This is a genomic window from Pseudoalteromonas lipolytica (genome assembly GCF_001306915.1).
GTDB classification, from domain to species: domain Bacteria; phylum Pseudomonadota; class Gammaproteobacteria; order Enterobacterales; family Alteromonadaceae; genus Pseudoalteromonas; species Pseudoalteromonas simplex.
Genome location: NZ_LJTC01000008.1, coordinates 209,400 through 229,264, shown reverse-complemented (window position 1 = coordinate 229,264; position 19,865 = coordinate 209,400). Strand labels below are relative to the sequence as shown.

Genomic DNA, 19,865 nt, shown 5'->3' with positions numbered 1-19,865 from the left:
GATTCCCCAATTACTCTTTAAACCAATGTGTTGTTTTATTAACGATTGCAACCAACGACAGCATTACAGGTACTTCGACCAACACCCCAACAACGGTTGCTAATGCTGCCCCAGAGTGCAAACCAAATAATGAAATAGCCACTGCGACCGCTAACTCAAAAAAGTTAGAAGTACCAATTAAACATGCTGGCCCTGCAATGTTGTGCTTAAGCCTAAGCTTTAACGCAATGAAATAGGTGATTACAAAAATACCGTAGGTTTGCAAAACAAGCGGAATAGCAATCAGTACAATGTTAAGCGGTTGGGCTAAAATCGTGTTCGCCTGAAACCCAAATAGCAAGACCACTGTGGCCAGTAAACCAATAACTGAGTAAGGTTTAACTTTCTCTAAAAATGACTGCACAGCAGCTTCATTTTGCGCTGAATTATTAAGAGCTTTGCGTGTTAATACCCCGGCAATGAGTGGTAGCAATACATACAACACAACCGAAATCATCAGTGTAAGCCAAGGTACATGAATATCAGACACACCCAGCAACAACCCCGCAATAGGTGCAAAGGCAAAAATCATAATGATGTCGTTCACAGATACTTGCACTAAGGTATAATTTGCATCGCCTTTGGTTAGTTGTGACCACACAAACACCATTGCCGTACAAGGTGCAACACCGAGTAAAATCATGCCTGCAATATATTCTTGCGCCGTTTCAGGGCTAACAAAATCAGCAAATAACCCTTCAAAAAATAACCAACCTAATGCGGCCATTGAAAACGGTTTGATAAGCCAATTAATGATTAAAGTGAGCATCAGCCCTTTTGGATTCTTACCGACTTCTTTAATCGTTGAAAAATCAACTTGCACCATCATCGGGTAGATCATTACCCAAATAAACAGTGCAACAACAATGTTTACATGCGCCACTTCGGCTTTCGCTATTAGCTCAAATAAAGGCGGAAACATCACCCCTAGCGCCACACCAATGGCAATAGCAGCAGCAACCCATACAGATAAATATCGTTCAAAAACACCCATTTTTAGTCCTTAATTGCAGCAACGAGCAACACGGGTTGGGCGATCATCGCCCATCGCATTTAGCCTTGCTAACTCGTTTTCTATGAAATTTGGTTCGTTTACCACGGTCGAGGTAATTGTTTGTTTCATCCACATAGGTAGAGTCGGGTTTAAAGAGTAAAACACCCACTGCTGGTGTTTTCTATCCGACAAAATGCCCTGCTTTTTAAGTTGCGCTAAATGCCTTGAAACCTTTGGTTGGCTCTGCTCGTTAAGTGCCGTCATTAGTTCGCATACGCAAACCTCTTGCTCAACAGCGATAAGCAATAAGCTTTTTAAACGAATATCATCTGCAAGCGCTTTATAAAATGTAGTTGGCGAAATCGATACTGGTTTTTCTTTGTTATGGGATTGCACAAACTGCTTAATTCGCTCATTGATCTCTTGCAAGGTTTTTTCAAAGGCATGAGGTTCGGGGCGAGTTTTTGGATCAACAAAGTCCCAGCCTAAACAATGTGTGCCATCAACACGATTTGCACATTCTTTAGCTGCCTTGTCGCACAATGTAATGACATAATCAAAATGCAGGTTAGTTACATCATTTAAGTGCTTTGAGTGTAAGTCATCGGTTTTTAGGCCAAAATGCTCAATCGTAGCAAGCGTACGAGGGTCTACCGCATAAGGTTCTGTGCCCGCACTAAATACCTCAAACTCACCTTTACCATGATGTTTAAGCAATGCTTCAGCCATAATTGAACGGGCTGAATTTTCTGTACATAAAAAGAGGACTTTCACGGCTTACTCCATAATAATTTCGTTATATAATATTTTTGTTATATACCATTTGCAAGCTGAATTTTATAAATGGCGCGTTTTGCAATAACGATGGCGCGATCTGATGTCATGTGACACCAAAAGATGGCCTACCATGCATATAACAAAACAACAGCTCAAATTAATGGAGTACAAATATGACATCAACAGCATTGATCACTGGCGCCTCAAACGGGATTGGTTTAGAACTTGCGCATATTCACGCACAGCATGGCGATAATTTAGTGCTGGTAGCTCGTTCAGAAGACAAACTGAATGATCTTAAACAACAGCTTGAATCAAAGCACAACGTAAAGGTTACGGTTATTGCTGCTGATTTATCTAAGCCAGATTCAGCTGAGTATGTTTTTACACGTACTGAGGCACTTAGTTTGCACATAGATATTTTGGTGAATAATGCCGGCATTGGCGGACATGGCAAGTTTCATAAGCGTGATCTCAGTGCAGAACAAACGATGATGCAACTTAATATTGTGACATTAACAAACCTAAGCCACTATTACTTACAAGGCATGGTTGAGCGAAATCGTGGCAAAATTTTAAATATTTCGTCTACAGCTTCCTTTATACCCGGCCCACTGCAAGCGGTATATTATGCAACGAAAGCGTTTGTGACTTCATTCAGTCAAGCAATTGCAGAAGAAGTAAAAGATAAAAACATTACGGTCACCGCGTTATGCCCAGGAACAGTAGCAACAGGCTTTGTTGAAGCAGGTGATCTACAAGGGGTAGATGCTTGGAAGAATGCTAAATCAGCGCATTCTGTGGCACTGTGTGGTTACAAGGCAATGCAAAAAGGTCAGTTAATTGCTTTTAATGAAGCGCCGCTTAAATTTATGCTCAATTGGGTGATCCCTTTATTGCCTCGCAAAACTGTGTTAAAAATTTCTCGTCAGTTTATGGAAAAAAGCGGAAACTAATATGAAACGAGCCAGCAAGTTTTTGATCCCTCCCAACTGGCAAGTATTACTCAATGATTTAGAAATCAACCTAGAAGAGGCACTGGCTTATGCCCAGTTGCCTTCAGGTTTATTCTCTCAAGATAAAGTATACTTAACGCCCGCTCAATACTTCCAATTATGGCAGGGTGTAGAGACAGCAGCAAACGGCATTGAGTTACCCTTAAAACTTGCCGAAGTCATGACAATAGAATCATTTGACGTACCAATTTTTGCCGCGATTTGTAGCCCAAACTTAAATGCTGCTTTAGCGAGGTTACAACAGTACAAACCACTAATTGGCCCTATGGAGCTAGCACTTGAAATTACCAACACTCATACAAAAGCCCAAGTAAGCTGTTATGGTTTTATTGATACGCTGCCCAAGTGCTACAGCTTGGCAGAGCTGGTATTTTTTACACAACTCACTCGCCTTGCTACTCGAAAACAAATTAACCCTGTTACGGTTATTGTGCCAGAGCTACCTGAAAAGCTCATGGAATACGAAGCCTACTTTGGTTGCCCGCTGAGAGTGGGGAATACCCCTAGCGTGACATTTTTAGCAGAAGATGCAAAAGCGCCATTTTTAACTAGTAATCAAGTAATGTTGTCGTGCTTTGAGGGAGATTTAAAACGTAAGCTGCAAGATGTTATCAGCGAACAAAGCCTTACTGACAAGGTATCAAGTATTTTGTTTAAATCCCTACCTCAAGGGCAAAGTAACATTGAGCATGTTGCCTCAGAGTTGGCACTCAGCAAACGCTCTCTACAACGAAAACTAACAGCTGAAAAGCAAAGTTATCAAAAAGTCTTACAACAAGTACGAGAAGATCTTGCGCAGCACTACTTAATGCAAACAGAGTTACCAATTATCGAAATCGCCTTTTTACTCGGTTTTAGCGAAACAAATTCGTTTGTTCGCGCATACAGTAGCTGGACGGGTGTTTCTCCCGCCCATAAGCGCACACAAGTGAGACACTAGTTTTTTTGTTAAGCCAACTAAAAGCCTAGCTAAAGGCTGATTAACAATAGCAGCCTTACTGGACACACCATAACCGATACGTAAAAGCTAATGTTTCTGCTTTAAATCTCTTTCAAATTCAGTTTCTGTTTTAACTGGATTGCAACGCGTTATAACTTCAGTTTTGCCAACTTTTTCAGGTTCATCAGAGCTATAAATCGTGGTGTTATAGCTTCGATCTATTTCCCCTGGGCAGTGATGATCTGCGATTACTACATCCTCAAACTCACCCGTTTGCTGCTGTGAGGCGCAACCAGATAAAAGTAGTGCAATAAAGGTTACGGTGTATTTCATAACAAATCCTCTGTAAAAGTACGGGGCTGATTTTTTGGCACATTGTCTTGGCGTAACATCCATTTTGCTATGTCATCTTTACGCATAAACTTAACCCCTTTGTGCTGCTTTGCATAGGTTATAAAGTCGTCCAACGCTTTCACTCTGGCGGGAGTGCCCGCTAATCTATCGTGAGCACTGATAGACATCATCCTTCTACGTTGTTTGCCTTCTTTGTAGAGCACATCAAACTCGTCTTTAAGCTCTTGTAAATATGCCTTACCAGTCATGGCTGTGCTGCCAGTGTACCGAACTATATCGTTGTTTCTAAACGTGTATGGAACAACAACAATGTCGTCACTTCCAACAGGTGTTAGCGATGGCTCATCACGAGATAAATCGTCTATGTGGTAAATAAAACCTAATTCTTTAAGAATTTTGAGGGTATTTTTTGAATGCCTCATCCAAAAAGCGTTAAAGCCCACAGGCCGCTGCCCTGTTACTTTTTCAATGATATTTGCACTTTTTATGTATGACTGTCGCTCTTGCTCTTCACTCATAGAGTATTGAGGGGTCCATGTTTGTCCGTGCCCTGATGCTTCATGCCCGCGTTGAACCACTTCTTTTGCTAACTCAGGGTTTAACTCAACAGCTCTGCCAACCATGTGAGAGGTGACTTTAATATCATGCTTATCCCATAAATCTAGCAGCCTAGGAATGCCCTCGTTCATGCCGTATTGGTACCAAGAAGGCGAAATGGTGTCAGGATACCCAACCTCTTGCGGTGGAAACGGGCCCGGATCTGATTGATCTTGCGCTGTGGCCTCAAACTGCATCGAAATAGAGATCACAAGTTGAGCATCATCAGGCCAAAATGCAGATGTTGCCTCCTTAGCCTGAGCAACACCTAAGCAACTTAGAAAAAACAGCGACGCAATTAAAATTGGCTTTAAAAATTTCATCATTTATTCCCCTGAAATACTGGGTAGTCTGTGTAACCTCGCTCATCACCACCAAATAAAGTAGTAGGATCTGATATTTCATTCAGAGGTAAATTGTGCTCTAAGCGATAAGGTAAATCTGGATTTGCAATAAACTTTCTGCCAAATGCAACATAGTCAACTAAACCTTCACCAATAAGTTTATCAGCCTTTGCTAATGTGTAGTTTCCTGCCACCACTATTTTGCCACCAAAGCTTTCACGTAATTTCACTCTAAACTCATCGGTTACGAGGGGAGCATCATCCCAATCAGCTTCCGCTAAATGCAGATAAGCAATGCCAAGTTCATCAAACTTTTTAGCTAAATATAGAATGACATCGATTGCTTGTGGATCATCCATGCCTCTTTGTGTAATAAAAGGTGCTAATCGAATAGCCGTTTTTTCTGGGCCGATAGCTTGACTAATCGCAGTAATGATTTGCAGCGCGAACTTTGCTCTATTTTCAATATTACCGCCGTATTCATCGGTACGTTTGTTTGATGTTTGCCTTAGAAATTGATCGATTAAATAGCCATTGCCTGCAAGTACCTCAACGCCATCAAACCCTGCTTCAATCGCATTTAAAGCAGCTTGTTTATAGTCTTGAACGATGCCCTTTATTTCATTGGTCGATAATTCACGTGGTGTAGGACAATCAAGCATTTGGCCTTCGCCATTTTCATCAACCACCCACACTTGCGCATTTGGAGCAATAGCACTTGGCGCAACCGGCAAGCCGTCTGGATGAAAAACACTATGCGACATTCTGCCAACATGCCATAACTGAGAAAAAATGAGTCCATTTTGCTGATGAACAGCCTGCGTTACTTTGCGCCATCCGTTGATTTGCTCTTCAGTATAAATCCCGGGGGTAAATGAGTAGCCCTTTCCTTGTGCAGAAATTTGCGTCGCCTCTGATACTATAAAACCCGCACTGGCTCGTTGCGCATAATATTCTGCCATTAGACTTGTCGGAATATCACCTGGTTGAGCCGTACGTGAACGGGTCATAGGAGCCATTACTATTTTATTTGCGGTTTTATGATGACCTATTTGGTCTGGATTAAATACTCTATTTTTCATGTGTGTACCTTTTAAATATGAATACATGGCGTATCCAAGTCGTCATATAACCAAACACCATCAAAACCAAATGCTGGCCTTGGCCCCTTTTTAAGGCCTAACGACGACTCTAAAAACTGAGCCATGTGCTGGATATTCGTTGCTAATAGCAGAGCATGATTAAGCTGCATTTCAATCTCCTTCAAGTGATGAAATGAGTTTAACTATTTTGACTAAATTGATAATTAGCCTTAGAGTTAAATCAGTATTCATTAAAACTGAAGAATAATGTCAAAAATTGATGATATGGCGCTTTTTGTTCACGTTGTAAAAGCGGGAGGGTTAGCCGCTGCGGGAAGAAAATTGGGGCTTTCGCCTGCAAGCATGACAGCACGAATTAATAAAATTGAGCAAAATTACGATACGCGATTATTAACGCGTAATACGCGCAGTATTGCCTTAACAGATGCAGGCGAACGTTTTTATAGTGGCTGTTTAAGAGTATTAGCAGAAGTCGAAAATACTGAAAACATACTTCAAGAGTCACAACAAAGCCTAAGAGGCCAGCTAAAACTCTCTGCAACATCTGACTTTGGTCGCCAGTTTGTTGCACCCGCATTAGCAGAATTCATCAATAACCACCCAAATGTTAAACCGCATTTAGTACTGACAGATGGGGTTACCAATATTGTTGAGGAAGGCATTGATCTGGCATTTAGATTCGGCAATTTGCCTGATAGTAACTTGATTAGCCGCCCGCTATGTAATAACCGCCGTGTGCTATGCGCCTCACCTAGCTATATAAAATCGTTTGGTTTGCCAAGACATCCTGAAGATTTAAAAAATCATCGTTGCCTTGTGCTTGAGCGACTCGGGCAACCACTAAATGACTGGCATTTTGAGGTAGATAACACGCACTTTTCTATCAAAGTAGCTCCCCACCTTTCATGCTCAGACGGTGAGGTGGTAAGACGCTGGGCAAATCAAGGCCATGGCATAGCCTTAAAATCATACATTGATATCAAAAATGACCTCAAAACAGGCGACCTTATTTTGATACTAGATGAGTATGTTCGAGGCTTTAGCCACAGCGATAAAAAAAGTGTCGGCCTACAGGTGATATATCCGAGCAGGCAATTTCAACCTCGGCAAGTGAAAGCGTTTATAGAGTTTTTTGAGCGTTGGTTTAAAAATAAGTAAGCCGCCCAACAAAGTATGAGCGGCTTGGGTATTTATTAATTAACCACCAAATTGAATTCGCATGCCTGCATTAACGGTAAAACCGTCATTTCGAGACCATATATCAGTTGTCCAGCTTCCACTTGCAGCTTGCTCAGGCAAGGTGAGCGGATGTTCTTTTGTTTGACGAACGTTAAGTAAGTTCTCTGCGTTTACAAACCAGCTTACGTTACCCGTGGTTATTTGACCTAACAACCCCAAGTGCCAATATGGTTTGCTTCGTTCAAGGTAAGGGTTGTCTTCAAGGTGCTGAGTACCCGTATAATAGGCTTCAAAACCAACTAGATGACTGCCATGCTCTTCCCACATTACAACAAGCCCAGCCGAGTGCTCTGGTGTTAGAGTGAGTTTTTCGCGACCATACCCTGCCTGATTTTGCTTCGTTGCATCGGTATATAAATAGCTGCCGGTAAACTTAATATCATGCCAGCGATAGCGCATTAAAAACTCTGCGCCTCTGATTTGTGTTTGCCCTTGGCTGTTTACAAGTCGAACGGCTTTTTCACTGCCAACTTGAGAGGCTTCAAGCTCTGTAACATGCTCAATATTTGATGAAAACAACGTTATGCTGGTTTCTAAATCACCAGCAATGTAGCTAATATCGAATGAAGCTGTATCTGCTTGCTCTGCTTGTAAGTCATTAATGGGCTCAAGCTGTGATAAACCGACCTCATCAATTTCTTCAATAAAAGGAGTTGGTGCAAAATACCCTTTGCCATATGCACCTCTAAATAGCCAGTTTTCTGGATTATAGAGTACAGAAAGTCGAGGACTAAATTGATTGCCATATTCACTGTGATCATCTGCACGAGCACTCACTGACATTGATAAGTCATCCGTTGCTTGGTAATCAATTTGTGAAAACAGTCCTGGCACCTCATAACGATAATCAAACGCCGAAAATGTCTGTGAGGAAAACTGCTCTGTTTGATATGCAACACCTACCAACCAAGCAGTATTGTGCAAATAACCTGACACACTCGACTCAAGTAAATAACTATTATGCTTATCTTGTTCAAATACCTGACCGTACTGGTGATCATGATCTTGTTCCATTGCTGAGCCACGAACATTTAAATCAAGTTCTTCAGCTAATGCTTGATCATAAACAAAACCTAAGTCTGCTCTGAGTGTATCTTGCTGTTGCACAAATGGCAGACCATCAGGCATTAAAGCCCCAGCTTTTGTGCCACCTTTACGCTGTTCTTTCATCCCTCCAAGTGTTACGTAAAGGTTTTCTCCATTTTCGCCTTGATAGTAAAACCTAGGCCTTGCAGTGACCCGTTCATACTGTGCCATATCTATCCAACCATCGTCATCCAGATCCTGTTTTGCTTGATGATGAATGCCCGCCGTCAGAGAGCTTGCGAACGACTCATTGAGCGGTGCCGATAAATAGGTTGTTACATCTTGGCCATCTTTAGATGTCGCATTAAGCAATACCTCGCCGCCAAACTCGTCGGCAGGTGTTCGCGAAATTAAGTTAATTACACCACCAAGTGCTGAACCACCATATAAAGATGAGGCAGAACCTTTAATTATCTCAACATTTGCAAGGTCAGTAGGTGGAATTTGTAAAAGGCCAATCGAAGCCGTTTGCCCACCATAAAGTGGCAAGCCATCGCTTAGTAACTGGGTATATCGACCATACAAACCTTGCAAACGAATATTCGCGCTGCCTAGTGATGGTGATGTTGTTTGCACCCTAACCCCCCCTGTTTCAGCAACTAACATCGAAATATTTCCAGGCCGCATTAATGCCTTTTCTTGAACTTCTTCACCGTTAATAATCTCAGTGCGAGTAGCTGACTCTGTCACAATACGCCCTAAACGTGACGCTCTGACCTGAATTCGCTCGATACTTTTTTCTTCATGATGATGTTCATCTTCATGTGCACTTGTATAACCAGCCGATGGCAATAGCAGTGTAACCGCGGCTAATTTAAATAGTCTTTGACGCATTTTTACCTCTTAGAATGCTTATTGTAATGACAAATAAATTTTCATTAACCAGCACCTATAGGCGAGCAAATGCCAACTTATAGGTTTTGGTTAAGAGGTAAAAATGGGTGGGCGATATAATTGCCGTGCAATTAAGTTGGGGGGTTGTTGCTGATCACTGAATCGAAAACCAGCAAAATAGGGCAACTTAATTTTTTTAACTTCAAGGTCTAAATACAAGATTGGTGAGCATAAACTTGCTATGCAAGAACACCCTAATTCACAGCAATCGATATTGCAGCAATCATTAGTTTCACTCAGGCTGATTTGGATGGTTGCGCTATCAAGTGCAGCGAGCTGATAAATATCTTCACTTTCACAAGGTAACTCAGACGGCGACGCAATAACCTGCCCTATAAAAGAGAGCAAAACACACATTATCACCAACCAAGTTGAACAAAGCTTAGACATTTAATTTAAATCTGAAATAAGTTACGGGTCATTGTAACACTCATTGCGCTTATTTTGCTTGTAATGTTAAGTAATCACTCATCACTTTTTCAAGCTGGGCATAGTCTTTTTGCTGAGTAACAGCTCCTGCTACCACCACCTGCGTCGTTGGTTCATACATCACCAAAGTGCCCCAAAAGCCACCATGTTGATAAACCAAAGTGCCGTTATATTCTTTTGCAAATACACCTAAACGATAAGGGCTACCTGCAGGTAAGCCTTTATTAGAGAGCATCAGTTTGAGCGTTTCTGGGTGTTTGAAGACCTTACCTGAAAATAAAGCCTGATAAAATTTAGCCATACCGATTGGACTGGCAACAAGCCCACCGCCACCATATAAATCGACAGTTGGACTCCAATTAAAGGTGTCGGTGCTGTGCAAGTATTGATGCACGCGTCGCGAATCATCCACAGCAACTGAATCACCACGTTCCCAGACCACATTTTCGATATGATTTTTGTCAAAACCTAAGTACTTTCGAACCGCTTCAGGCAAGGGTAAATCTGTCACTCTTTCAATAATATGGCCGAGTAACACATATCCGGTATCTGAATATGAAAAAAGCTCGCCAGGTTTGCCAACTGGGTCGCCCCACTCTACACACCCTTTAATTTGCTCGCGCATCGTAATATCTTGCTGCGGATTTGCCATTATGCCAGCTAAATACTGATCGCTTTGAGCGTGATCGTATAGCCCTGCTGTATGACTCAGCACTTGCTTAAGCGTCATTTTATCAAGGACATAGCCATCGCTTTCAAGAAGCGCAAAAAAGTCGTCAGAAATTAACTTATCAAGTGTTGTATCAAGATTTAATTTACCTTCTTCATGCAAACGTAGCACCGTTGCTGCAGTGAAGGTTTTAGTCACGCTGGCAATTCTAAATAAACTGTTGGGGTTAATAACTTGCGGCGCATTTTCTTTACTTTGCTTTACCGTTGAAAAAGTATGTCCATCATCAACAATCACATGAAGTGCAAAACCTGTAAGGGGAGCTTGTTGGTGTGCATTGAGAACTTGGCCCATTAAAGCGTGGTGAGTTTCGAGTGGCTTTGTAGGCTCAGCAGTCACTGGCAAAGCCAACATTGATAGAGCAACAAATAAAGAGCTTAGCGTTTTTTTACTTGCTAGAGAGCACCGACGATCCATAACAGGTTCCTTAAAAAATGAATCCTTTATTAGCGCCTAAAGCCAAAATAAGCGCGCAGTTAAGCAGCCTAATTACTACTTAACTGACATTAACAAACCGTTTTTGCGTTGTCGAATTAATAAGTTAACACTATTTTGTAAGCATATTCACAGCCATAATAACCAACAGCCCAGCAAATATTTTTTTAATAGTAGAGACGGGTAAATGATGCGTTGCTTTTGCACCTAATGGTGCGGTAAACCACGAAGTACACACAATGCCAAACAAGGCTGGCAAATAAACAAATCCAGCAAAGCCCTCTTTTAATGTAAAGTACTGACTGCCTGAGCTGATGTAACCCACAGAGCCAAATAGCGCAATGACAATACCGCACGCCGAAGCACAGCCAATGGCTTTTTTCATATCAACCGAGAAAAACGTCAGTAGCGGCACAAGTACCGCACCACCGCCAATACCTATCATGGCAGATAGACCCCCTGTGATGGATGTATAAAGTGTCAAAAGGCCTTTATTAGGTAGCGTTCGTGATGTTTGGCTGTCGCTTTTACTGCTGAAAATCATTTTTAATGCAATAAGCACCACACTCACAGCGAATACAATTCGCACCACATTTGCGGGTAATAGCGAAGCCAAAAAGCCACTGATAAGTGCGCCTAGTGCAACCCCTGTCATTACCCACGGAGCCAATTGCCAAGGCACATTACCATTTTTGTGGTGAGCGATAGCTGATGACGTTGAAGTAAAAAGAATTGAGGCGAGCGATGTAGCAATCGCCACCAGCACCACTTGCTCTGCGGGTAACACCTGAAAATACAGCAAGATCATGCTTAATATAGGCACGATCACTAGGCCTCCACCAATTCCTAACAGCCCAGCTAAAAAGCCAACCCCGCTACCAAGTATGGCGCAAGCGATAATAAGCACGATTAATTCATTCATTGTATTTGTCTGTGTTGTTGATTTGTGAAACCGAGTATAACAACAATAAAGTACGGGGTTGCTCTCAAAAGTCCTGTTAACTAGTGAATATTACTCACGTTTTATATGAAATTACTGCAACTTCAACATATGACTTTAGAAATCTAGACGTCCAAAATAACTTTAAAGCATTTTTTCATTCCCAGTTGCTGTTTTTAGAACTAAGACAACAAAGCAGCATGAATCTGCCTCATGTTTTACCTGAAATAAAAACGTTTTTCTTCATGATAGTAAGAACGTATAAATTTATTAGCGCTGCAGAGCAACCTAAGGTTAATGACCTAGCGATTTAAGGAAGGTGAGCAGCAATCATTTATCTCAGGACTTTTGGATACATTGCCATGAACAACGATTTCAGATTTACAATTAAAAGTATTTGCCTCGACGAAAATTATCATCCGTCAAATAGCACACGACTTACCACAAACTTTGCGAACCTAGCTCGCGGTGAAAGTCGCCAGCAGAATTTACGTAACGCCTTAAAAATGATTGATAGTCGCTTTAATGCGCTAGCAAACTGGGATAACCCGCAAGGCAACCGCTACTCAGTAGAGCTTGAGATCATTTCTGTTGATTTAGAAATTGCACAAAGCGCAGAGGCATTCCCGTCAATTGAAGTACTAAAAACGAATATCATTGATCACCAAACTAATGAACGTATCGAAGGTATTGTTGGTAATAACTTTTCATCTTACGTGCGCGATTATGATTTTAGCGTCCTGCTGCTTGATCATAACAAAGCAAAAAGCGAATTTAGCATTCCCGAAAACTTTGGTGACTTACACGGTAAACTATTTAAATACTTTATTGACTCAGAAACTTACAAACAGCACTTTAAAAAGCCACCGGTTATTTGTTTAAGCGTGTCTGATAACAAAACGTACCACCGCACAGAAAACCAACACCCAATTTTAGGTGTTGAGTACCAACCAAATGAGTCCTCATTAACCGAGCAATACTTTAAAAAAATGGGCTTGCAGGTGCGCTATTTTATGCCACCAAACACAGTTGCTCCGCTGGCGTTTTATTTCTTTGGTGACTTGCTGAACGATTACACCAACTTAGAGTTGATCAGCACGATTAGCACTATGGAAACATTCCAAAAAATCTACCGTCCAGAAATTTATAACGCCAATGCCGTGGCGGGTAGTTGCTATCAACCCAATTTAAGAAACGCCGATCACTCTATTACGCAAATTGTTTACGACCGTGAAGAGCGCAGTCAACTAGCGATTGCACAAGGTAAATTTACAGAGCAACACTTTATTAAGCCTTATCAATCAGTACTTGAAAAATGGTCTGCCAACTACGCAATTTAATGAGATTAAAAATGAAAAAATTATTACCAACATCAACAGCTGGCAGCTTACCAAAACCAGCTTGGCTTGCTGAGCCTGAAACCTTATGGTCACCTTGGAAATTGCAAGGAACAGAACTTATTGACGGCAAACAAGACGCACTGCGTGTTGCCTTACAAGAGCAGCAACAAGCTGGCGTTGATATCGTGAGCGACGGCGAGCAAACCCGCCAACACTTTGTAACGACCTTTATCGAACACTTAAATGGCGTTGATTTTGAGAACCGTAAAACAGTGACCATTCGTAATCGTTACGAAGCCAGTGTACCAAGTGTGATTGGCCCGGTGTCACGCAGCAAACCCGTGTTTGTTGAAGACGCCAAGTTTTTACGTTCGCAAACCAAGCAACCTATAAAATGGGCGTTGCCAGGGCCTATGACCATGATTGACACCTTGTATGACGCCCACTATCAAAGCCGTGAACAACTAGCATGGGAATTTGCCAAAATCCTCAATCAAGAGGCGAAAGAACTCGAAGCTGCGGGTGTTGATATTATTCAATTTGATGAGCCTGCGTTTAATGTGTTTTTCGATGATGTTAATGACTGGGGCATTAAGTGCCTCGAAAGAGCAATCGAAGGCTTAAAATGCGAAACCGCCGTGCACATTTGCTACGGCTATGGCATCAAAGCCAACACTGATTGGAAACAAACACTGGGCAATGAATGGCGTCAATATGAAGAAGTATTCCCAAAACTTCAAAAATCGAATATCGATATTATTTCACTTGAGTGCCACAACTCTCGCGTGCCCATTGAGCTATTAGCACTCATACGTGGAAAAAAAGTGATGGTTGGCGCCATTGATGTAGCGAGCAATGAAATTGAAACCCCTGAAGAGGTCGCACACACATTACGCGAAGCTCTGAAATACGTTGATGCCAACAAGCTTTACCCATGCACAAACTGCGGTATGGCTCCCCTCCCTCGCCACATAGCAAGCGCCAAACTCAGTGCGCTAAGTAAAGGTGCAGAGATTGTAAGAGGCGAGGTTTTAGGGGCGAGAAGCTAGGTTCTAGAGGTAGTTAGCGAGTTACTAGGTGAAAGAGGAAAGTTGCGAGGTGCGAGGTTCGAGAGGCGAGGTGCGCATCTCCCTCGAGCCTTGTCGCCATAAATAGCGACCTACATGGTAGGTCGGGCTTTAGCCCGTCAGATTTTAAATTTAGTCTGAACCTGCTTGTGTAGCAGCGATTTCACATCGCGTTTTACCTCACCCCTCGTTTCTCGTTTCTCGTTTCTCGTTTCTCGTAAAAATTTATCAATGCCACAGCATAAAGCCGCTGCTACAACGTAGGCGTGAAACGTGTATCGCGCATCCTATCCTCTATCAACTAACTACTGCCCACCCCCTAATACTATTAAATCAACCCATTCAGAAAGAGTTAATCCAAAAGATGCAAAATTGGATTGGCTAAATTAATTACTTTTTGCTAGTTTTATTTGTACCCAATGGAAGGGCAAAGATTAAAGGATTAATATGAACGAATTTGATATTTTCATCAGAAATATTGTCTTAGATTGTATTCGCGAACAAGGCACCTGCAGTGATATTTGCGAAGAAGACGAACAGTTAACTTTTTATGTTGATATTGAAAACCACGATAACGTGATATCGCGCAAACAGTTTAAAGTGACTTATCCTATTAGCTACTCTATTCAATCGGCACTCAAGCATGAAACTGATCTGCTTAGATATTTAGACTCTGGCGAAATCAGAACGCCCTTTACAACTGATATTATCGAAGTACTCAAATCTGAGTTACAGGCCTTTATGTTCAGCAACAAACCACGTGGTGAATATCATATTTGCTAATTCTTGATTTATAGCCTGGTGACAAATTATCAGGCTATAACTCAATTAGCTCACCATTATAAATACTGTAGCGTAACGTGGTTTTCTTGCTGGGGCAGCAACGAGGATCATTTTCATCATATGTACGTAATTGTATGACAAGCTCTTCGCCTACCTTATTTGTACTTTCTACAACTCCGTTAAAAGAAATAGACGACAACTCGTTATAACCGTCATTTTGAACCTCAATAAGAGTCAGCTTCTCTAACCAAACATTGCCTGATTGATAAGTCCAAAATATAGAGACTCTGCCATCAATATGCTCATAAAAACGCTTTAACCGGCCAACTTCATCATCAGAGACTAACTCTGGAAAATGATCTTTATATTGGTTTTGAATAAACGCATCAACTTGCTGCTGTATTTGCTGCTCGGTGGCATACCCTGTTAAAGATACAAATAGTGCTATTAAACCAAAACTTTTCAACCCAAACCGAGAGTTCTTTAATCTATATTTTTTAAATGAGCTCATAATTCACTCTATTGATTTATACACTTTTTGATAAAAATAGACTTAATTTGTTTGATAATAAAAGCTTGTCTCAGAGAGTGGTTTTATTACGTCATACTCAAGGCCAATTGCATTTCTATCACCTTTCCTAGGTATATTACTTTTGTCTAAAAGTACCACCCCCCAATGATTATCGCTAAGGCCGCCAAAAATTACATTTACGCTGTCATTCTTATCTTTTGTGACAGCTGCAACTTTATGTTTAATCATTAAATCTCTGAGCTTTTGAGAATAAGCTGATAGCTCCATCAAACTAGAGGCTGTATCAGGTGATAGAATTTTATAATCGGCAGATGGTACAAAACCCGCATACTTTGATGGTGTATAGCTTAATAATTGAGTTGGGGAGTAAAAAGTATTGTTAATACGATAAACATTCGGCGCAGTTAATTGTACAAGGTTCAAGCTAATGTTATTTTTAAAAGCTAAGATTTGCTCCTCCGATACAGCTAAAAATGAGCTAATTTGCTTTAGCCTTTGTTCCGTACACTTATCTTTTTTACAAATAACTAAATTAGGAAGTTTTGTTCCAACCTGCGGTTCTACATTTAAAAACTGACTACCAAGCACGCCTAAATTAAAGTTAGTAAACGCTTGCTTATCTTTGTCATTTTTCAATTTTGTGGCATGAATATCAAAGATGCTAAACGGGTAAAAAGAGGGTAAGTAAGCAAGCTCTAAATCGGTTTGCGGCATCATTTCATCCATGTGCTTTAAAACCGCGCGATACTCTTGATCTATCTCATTATTAAAGTAGGCTGGCATGTCAGCCATTGCAGTAACAGAAAATAGAAAAGCACCACTAAGAAGCATTTTATTTAGCATAAAAAAGTAATTCCTTTTAATTAAATTTACACTGAGGACAATACCATTTAAGGCACAAAAATCATATTTTTGAGATAAAACTTATAGCAGCGCCATACCTTTAGTAATAATAAAAAAACATGAACTCATATTTCATTCTAGAATTAATAAACTCGCCATTAAGTTCAGTTCCTCGCAAAACTAGCACAATAAAACTGGCCATATTTCCAACAGCTGATATTCTTAATAAAGACTAAAAATTCAGAATAACTAGATTTATATCAAACAGTTAATATATATGAGTGAATTCATCCCTCTTAACAAGGAGTAAAGTATGAAAAGGTTTTTAGTTCTCAGTCTGTTAATCGCATCATTTTCTGTGGTTGCAGAAAAAAATGTATTCAATGATGCAATCGTTGAAAAGGCAAATATGGAGCCAGCCATTCCTCGCCCTGAACAAGAGAAAGTTGCGGTCTCAAAGCTAAAGAATCTCGAAGCTAAGCAAGGCAGAAAGCCAAATGTTCTTGTTTTACTAGTAGATGATTTAGGCTGGGGTGACCCTGGAGTGTATGGTGGCGGTGCAGCGATAGGTGCTCCCACTCCTAATATAGATAAACTGGCAAACGAAGGGCTTCGCCTCACATCAATGTATTCACAACCAACTTGCACATCTTCTCGAGCTGCACTGACAACTGGTAGATTACCCGTAAGAAGTGGCTTAGTTCGCCCTATTCTAACTGGCGATAAAGTGACACAAAATCCGTGGGAGAAAGAAGTATCTCAAGGTAAGCTATTATCTAAAGTGGGCTATAAAACGGCGCTAATCGGTAAATGGCATGTTGGTGAAGCTGAGGGAATGCTTCCTCATGAGGTAGGTTTTGATTATTTCTATGGCCTCCCATCAGTTCAATCAGATTACACCCAATTTTTGGTAGAGCGCCAATATGCCGACATGATGACGAACAAAGAGCTTTACACTAAAGCTTCTCAGCTGCGTCCTGAAGGCCTGATAAAAGGCCGCAAAGGTGGTAAGCGTGAAATTGCGTATCCAATTAATAGTATTGAAGATATCTCAATGATTGATCAGGTATTGCGAGATGAGTCTGTAAAATTTATAAACCAAGCTGTTGATGAAGGGAAACCATTTTATTTAATTCATTCTTTTTCAAAGATCCATAACGACAACTACCCAGCTCCAAAATACAAAGGCGCAAGCCCAGCTGCAATGCCCGTTCGCGATGCTATGGTCGAAGTTGATGATATTACAGGTGAACTTGTTGCTCTATTAAAAGAAAAAGGGCAGCTAGAAAATACACTAATTATTTTCACTTCAGATAATGGCCCTAATGAAGATACTTGGCCAGATAGTGGCTATTCGCCGTGGCGTGGTGGTAAAGGAACAACATGGGAAGGAGGAGTTAGAATTCCCGGCATTGCTTACTGGAAAGGCATGATATCTGCTGGGCAGGTCAATAATGGCTTAATGGACCTCACCGATATCTACATGACTTCTTTACGATTAGGTGGTGTTATTGATGAGCTTCCGAGTAATATGTATTTCGATGGCATAGATCAAACAGCTTTCTTACTAGCTGATAATGGCAAATCACGACGTCAAGTTGTGTATATGTGGAGCCGTGAAGATTTCACAGCACTTCGCTGGTTAGACTACAAAATTCATTTTAAAGTGTTCAATACTGCAGTGCCAAGACGCAACATTGATGCATCATTCTTATTAGATATCGGAACGGCGCCTTGGGTTTTCAATTTAAATATGGACCCTAAAGAAATGGCAAGCACAGGGCACCAATATTTTGAATGGGGCATGCCTCAAGCGACTAAGTTTATGAAAGCACACATAGCCACAATGAAAAAATACCCAAATACGGATATAGGACTCGGACTCTAATCTTATTTGGTATAGTAATTAAAATGAGCCTGCCACATGCAGGCTCTGTACTATTTTTGATAAACTAACGATTAAATCCCAACAACAATACTATTATGTCCATCGAACAAATCTGGCTTGAATACAAAAATAGTTTACGTGCTTTTTTAACCACAAAAATATCGAACCCTGCTGATGTTGAAGAGCTTTTACAAGATATTCTGTTAAAAACACACCTTAATATTCATCACTTACAAGATCAGCGAAGTTTAAAGGCTTGGTTATTTCAAATAGCACACCATGTTATTGTTGACTTTTATAGGCGTCAAAATAAGCATGTAGAAATAGAGCTTGATGATATTATTTCGCAACAAGAAAACAAAACCGTAAAAGCTGAACTCATAAAGTGCATTGAACCTTTTTTACAAGCTATGCCTGAAGAAGAAGCGGATCTAATTAGAAAAATAGATCTCGAAGGATACTCTCAAAAAGAGGAAGCTTTGAAGTTAAACATCAGCTACTCAACCTACAAATCAAGGCTGCAAAAAAGTCGCTCAAAATTGAAGGCATTATTCGATTGTTGTTGTGACTTTGAAATCGATAAGTACGGCAACTTAGTTGATTACCACCCCAAACAAAAAAAGTTCTGCTAACACTTCGTCTTTTTGAAAAACATTACGTCTTACTAGGTAAGCCTCAATCATTCAGGAGATGTAATGAAATACTTAAATGATGCAAAGTTTGACGTAACCCCGACTTTCGATAATGCAAGCACAAGCAAACCTCGAGTTTTAATTTTATACGGGTCTTTACGAGAAACGTCGTTTAGCCGTTTTGCTAGTGAAGAAGCCGCAAGAATACTTGAACACTTAGGTGCTCAAGTTAAAATATTTAACCCAGATGGATTACCATTATTTGATAATGGAGAGTCTGTAAACAATCAAAAAGTACAAGAGCTGCGAGAGCTTGTGAAATGGTCAGAAGCACAGGTTTGGTGCTCACCTGAAATTCACGGCAATATGTCAGCTGTGCTCAAGAATCAAATAGATTGGATCCCACTCACTGATGGTGCTGTTAGACCAACACAAGGTAAGACGCTAGCCGTAATGCAGGTATCTGGCGGTTCGCAAAGCTTTAATGCTGTAAATAACATGCGCATTCTTGGTCGCTGGATGCGTATGTTAACGATACCAAATCAGTCATCAGTCGCAAAAGCTTGGCAAGAGTTTGACGAGGCTGGCAATATGAAAGAGTCGTCGTTTAGAATGCGCATTGTCGATGTGATGGAAGAGTTAATTAAATTTACTTTACTAACCAGAGACAAGTTGGACTGGCTCGTAGACCGATATAGCGAAAGACAAGCGGCTGCGAACTTACAAACAACTAAATTAGTGGATGACAGTAAAGTGCTTGAACCAAACTCTTAGCTTTAACAACTTTCCACAAGGCTGTTCAATGAAGTTCAGCCTTATGCTATTTGACCAAAACAAACCTGCTACATTCACTATGAATGCTA

Annotated in this window: 20 protein-coding genes; 9 read left to right on the top strand and 11 right to left on the bottom strand. The window is 40.8% G+C overall.

Translation table 11 applies throughout. From position 1 onward, the window contains the following. Positions 1 to 10 precede the first annotated feature (10 nt). Positions 11 to 1,033 carry an ACR3 family arsenite efflux transporter gene (arsB, locus tag AOG27_RS13305; RefSeq protein ID WP_054553500.1) on the bottom strand — a complete coding sequence of 341 codons (1,023 nt, stop codon included), beginning with the start codon at positions 1,031 to 1,033 and terminating at the stop codon, positions 11 to 13. 9 nt (positions 1,034 to 1,042) lie between these two features. Next, positions 1,043 to 1,807, bottom strand: a complete 765-nt coding sequence (locus AOG27_RS13300) for a metalloregulator ArsR/SmtB family transcription factor (RefSeq protein WP_054553499.1) — start codon at positions 1,805 to 1,807, stop codon at positions 1,043 to 1,045. 176 nt (positions 1,808 to 1,983) lie between these two features. Between AOG27_RS13300 and AOG27_RS13295 the strand changes: the two genes are divergently transcribed. Further along, positions 1,984 to 2,766, top strand: coding sequence for an SDR family NAD(P)-dependent oxidoreductase (locus tag AOG27_RS13295; RefSeq protein WP_054553498.1), 783 nt, complete (start codon positions 1,984 to 1,986; stop codon positions 2,764 to 2,766). A 1-nt stretch (position 2,767) separates the two neighbouring features. Next, entirely contained in the window at positions 2,768 to 3,766 is a 999-nt protein-coding gene (locus AOG27_RS13290) for an AraC family transcriptional regulator (protein ID WP_054553497.1), read from the top strand. Positions 3,767 to 3,853: 87 nt separating this feature from the next. Here AOG27_RS13290 and AOG27_RS13285 read toward each other — a convergent pair whose 3' ends face one another. Genes AOG27_RS13285 through AOG27_RS21520 form a run of 4 tightly spaced genes read right to left on the bottom strand, consistent with a single transcriptional unit; the run spans position 3,854 to position 6,313 of the window. Then, the gene (locus AOG27_RS13285; RefSeq protein ID WP_054553496.1) at positions 3,854 to 4,099 is read right to left on the bottom strand and encodes a hypothetical protein; all 246 of its coding nucleotides are present in this window, start codon (positions 4,097 to 4,099) and stop codon (positions 3,854 to 3,856) included. After that, positions 4,096 to 5,043: a polysaccharide deacetylase family protein gene (locus tag AOG27_RS13280; protein ID WP_152967146.1), complete on the bottom strand. Its 948-nt coding sequence runs from the start codon at positions 5,041 to 5,043 to the stop codon at positions 4,096 to 4,098. Before AOG27_RS13280 ends, AOG27_RS13285 begins: the two co-directional genes overlap by 4 nt. Beyond that, positions 5,040 to 6,143, bottom strand: coding sequence for an alkene reductase (locus AOG27_RS13275; RefSeq protein WP_054553628.1), 1,104 nt, complete (start codon positions 6,141 to 6,143; stop codon positions 5,040 to 5,042). The genes AOG27_RS13280 and AOG27_RS13275 overlap by 4 nt, the downstream gene beginning before the upstream one ends. An 11-nt stretch (positions 6,144 to 6,154) precedes the next feature. Beyond that, positions 6,155 to 6,313, bottom strand: a complete 159-nt coding sequence (locus AOG27_RS21520) for a hypothetical protein (RefSeq protein ID WP_161804352.1) — start codon at positions 6,311 to 6,313, stop codon at positions 6,155 to 6,157. Between the two features lie 97 nt (positions 6,314 to 6,410). Between AOG27_RS21520 and AOG27_RS13270 the strand changes: the two genes are divergently transcribed. Beyond that, positions 6,411 to 7,322 carry a LysR family transcriptional regulator gene (locus AOG27_RS13270; protein ID WP_200909099.1) on the top strand — a complete coding sequence of 304 codons (912 nt, stop codon included), beginning with the start codon at positions 6,411 to 6,413 and terminating at the stop codon, positions 7,320 to 7,322. Between the two features lie 39 nt (positions 7,323 to 7,361). Here the strand turns inward: AOG27_RS13270 and AOG27_RS13265 are convergent, their stop codons facing one another. The 3 genes from AOG27_RS13265 to AOG27_RS13250 all read right to left on the bottom strand — a co-directional run bounded on the left by AOG27_RS13265 (position 7,362) and on the right by AOG27_RS13250 (position 11,899). Beyond that, positions 7,362 to 9,323 (bottom strand): TonB-dependent receptor plug domain-containing protein, encoded by a 1,962-nt coding sequence (locus AOG27_RS13265; RefSeq protein WP_054553494.1) that lies wholly within the window; start codon positions 9,321 to 9,323, stop codon positions 7,362 to 7,364. A 499-nt stretch (positions 9,324 to 9,822) separates the two neighbouring features. After that, complete coding sequence (locus AOG27_RS13255) at positions 9,823 to 10,959, bottom strand: serine hydrolase domain-containing protein (protein ID WP_054553492.1); 1,137 nt, start codon at positions 10,957 to 10,959, stop codon at positions 9,823 to 9,825. A 130-nt stretch (positions 10,960 to 11,089) separates the two neighbouring features. After that, a complete protein-coding gene (locus AOG27_RS13250) occupies positions 11,090 to 11,899 on the bottom strand; it encodes a sulfite exporter TauE/SafE family protein (RefSeq protein WP_054553491.1) in 810 nt (269 codons plus the stop codon). A 380-nt stretch (positions 11,900 to 12,279) separates the two neighbouring features. On the opposite strand from AOG27_RS13250, the gene AOG27_RS13240 reads away from it, so the two are divergent. From AOG27_RS13240 to AOG27_RS13230, 3 genes are all read left to right on the top strand, one after another. Beyond that, positions 12,280 to 13,257, top strand: coding sequence for a DUF1852 domain-containing protein (locus AOG27_RS13240; protein ID WP_054553489.1), 978 nt, complete (start codon positions 12,280 to 12,282; stop codon positions 13,255 to 13,257). Positions 13,258 to 13,268: 11 nt separating this feature from the next. After that, positions 13,269 to 14,306, top strand: a complete 1,038-nt coding sequence (locus tag AOG27_RS13235; RefSeq protein ID WP_054553488.1) for a methionine synthase — start codon at positions 13,269 to 13,271, stop codon at positions 14,304 to 14,306. A gap of 465 nt (positions 14,307 to 14,771) precedes the next feature. Then, the gene (locus AOG27_RS13230; RefSeq protein WP_054553487.1) at positions 14,772 to 15,107 is read left to right on the top strand and encodes a hypothetical protein; all 336 of its coding nucleotides are present in this window, start codon (positions 14,772 to 14,774) and stop codon (positions 15,105 to 15,107) included. 34 nt (positions 15,108 to 15,141) lie between these two features. Here AOG27_RS13230 and AOG27_RS13225 read toward each other — a convergent pair whose 3' ends face one another. Continuing rightward, positions 15,142 to 15,618 (bottom strand): hypothetical protein, encoded by a 477-nt coding sequence (locus tag AOG27_RS13225; RefSeq protein ID WP_054553486.1) that lies wholly within the window; start codon positions 15,616 to 15,618, stop codon positions 15,142 to 15,144. A gap of 42 nt (positions 15,619 to 15,660) precedes the next feature. Beyond that, positions 15,661 to 16,482: a hypothetical protein gene (locus AOG27_RS13220; RefSeq protein WP_228482476.1), complete on the bottom strand. Its 822-nt coding sequence runs from the start codon at positions 16,480 to 16,482 to the stop codon at positions 15,661 to 15,663. 313 nt (positions 16,483 to 16,795) lie between these two features. On the opposite strand from AOG27_RS13220, the gene AOG27_RS13215 reads away from it, so the two are divergent. The 3 genes from AOG27_RS13215 to arsH all read left to right on the top strand — a co-directional run bounded on the left by AOG27_RS13215 (position 16,796) and on the right by arsH (position 19,776). After that, the gene (locus AOG27_RS13215; protein ID WP_054553485.1) at positions 16,796 to 18,370 is read left to right on the top strand and encodes an arylsulfatase; all 1,575 of its coding nucleotides are present in this window, start codon (positions 16,796 to 16,798) and stop codon (positions 18,368 to 18,370) included. A 95-nt stretch (positions 18,371 to 18,465) separates the two neighbouring features. Further along, a complete protein-coding gene (sigZ, locus tag AOG27_RS13210) occupies positions 18,466 to 19,002 on the top strand; it encodes an RNA polymerase sigma factor SigZ (RefSeq protein ID WP_054553484.1) in 537 nt (178 codons plus the stop codon). 63 nt (positions 19,003 to 19,065) lie between these two features. Then, positions 19,066 to 19,776 (top strand): arsenical resistance protein ArsH, encoded by a 711-nt coding sequence (gene arsH, locus AOG27_RS13205; protein ID WP_054553483.1) that lies wholly within the window; start codon positions 19,066 to 19,068, stop codon positions 19,774 to 19,776. Positions 19,777 to 19,865 lie beyond the last annotated feature (89 nt).

Bases quoted from the DNA above. Each gene is read 5' to 3' on its own strand.
- AOG27_RS13250 (WP_054553491.1), bottom strand. From the start codon at position 11,899: ATGAATGAATTAATCGTGCTTATTATCGCTTGCGCCATACTTGGTAGC.
- AOG27_RS13235 (WP_054553488.1), top strand. From the start codon at position 13,269: ATGAAAAAATTATTACCAACATCAACAGCTGGCAGCTTACCAAAACCA.
- arsH (WP_054553483.1), top strand. From the start codon at position 19,066: ATGAAATACTTAAATGATGCAAAGTTTGACGTAACCCCGACTTTCGAT.
- AOG27_RS13240 (WP_054553489.1), top strand. From the start codon at position 12,280: ATGAACAACGATTTCAGATTTACAATTAAAAGTATTTGCCTCGACGAA.
- AOG27_RS13275 (WP_054553628.1), bottom strand. From the start codon at position 6,143: ATGAAAAATAGAGTATTTAATCCAGACCAAATAGGTCATCATAAAACC.
- AOG27_RS13255 (WP_054553492.1), bottom strand. From the start codon at position 10,959: ATGGATCGTCGGTGCTCTCTAGCAAGTAAAAAAACGCTAAGCTCTTTA.
- AOG27_RS13280 (WP_152967146.1), bottom strand. From the start codon at position 5,043: ATGATGAAATTTTTAAAGCCAATTTTAATTGCGTCGCTGTTTTTTCTA.
- AOG27_RS13265 (WP_054553494.1), bottom strand. From the start codon at position 9,323: ATGCGTCAAAGACTATTTAAATTAGCCGCGGTTACACTGCTATTGCCA.
- AOG27_RS13215 (WP_054553485.1), top strand. From the start codon at position 16,796: ATGAAAAGGTTTTTAGTTCTCAGTCTGTTAATCGCATCATTTTCTGTG.
- sigZ (WP_054553484.1), top strand. From the start codon at position 18,466: ATGTCCATCGAACAAATCTGGCTTGAATACAAAAATAGTTTACGTGCT.
- AOG27_RS13290 (WP_054553497.1), top strand. From the start codon at position 2,768: ATGAAACGAGCCAGCAAGTTTTTGATCCCTCCCAACTGGCAAGTATTA.
- AOG27_RS13225 (WP_054553486.1), bottom strand. From the start codon at position 15,618: ATGAGCTCATTTAAAAAATATAGATTAAAGAACTCTCGGTTTGGGTTG.
- AOG27_RS13295 (WP_054553498.1), top strand. From the start codon at position 1,984: ATGACATCAACAGCATTGATCACTGGCGCCTCAAACGGGATTGGTTTA.
- arsB (WP_054553500.1), bottom strand. From the start codon at position 1,033: ATGGGTGTTTTTGAACGATATTTATCTGTATGGGTTGCTGCTGCTATT.
- AOG27_RS13220 (WP_228482476.1), bottom strand. From the start codon at position 16,482: ATGCTAAATAAAATGCTTCTTAGTGGTGCTTTTCTATTTTCTGTTACT.
- AOG27_RS13230 (WP_054553487.1), top strand. From the start codon at position 14,772: ATGAACGAATTTGATATTTTCATCAGAAATATTGTCTTAGATTGTATT.
- AOG27_RS13270 (WP_200909099.1), top strand. From the start codon at position 6,411: ATGTCAAAAATTGATGATATGGCGCTTTTTGTTCACGTTGTAAAAGCG.
- AOG27_RS21520 (WP_161804352.1), bottom strand. From the start codon at position 6,313: ATGCAGCTTAATCATGCTCTGCTATTAGCAACGAATATCCAGCACATG.
- AOG27_RS13285 (WP_054553496.1), bottom strand. From the start codon at position 4,099: ATGAAATACACCGTAACCTTTATTGCACTACTTTTATCTGGTTGCGCC.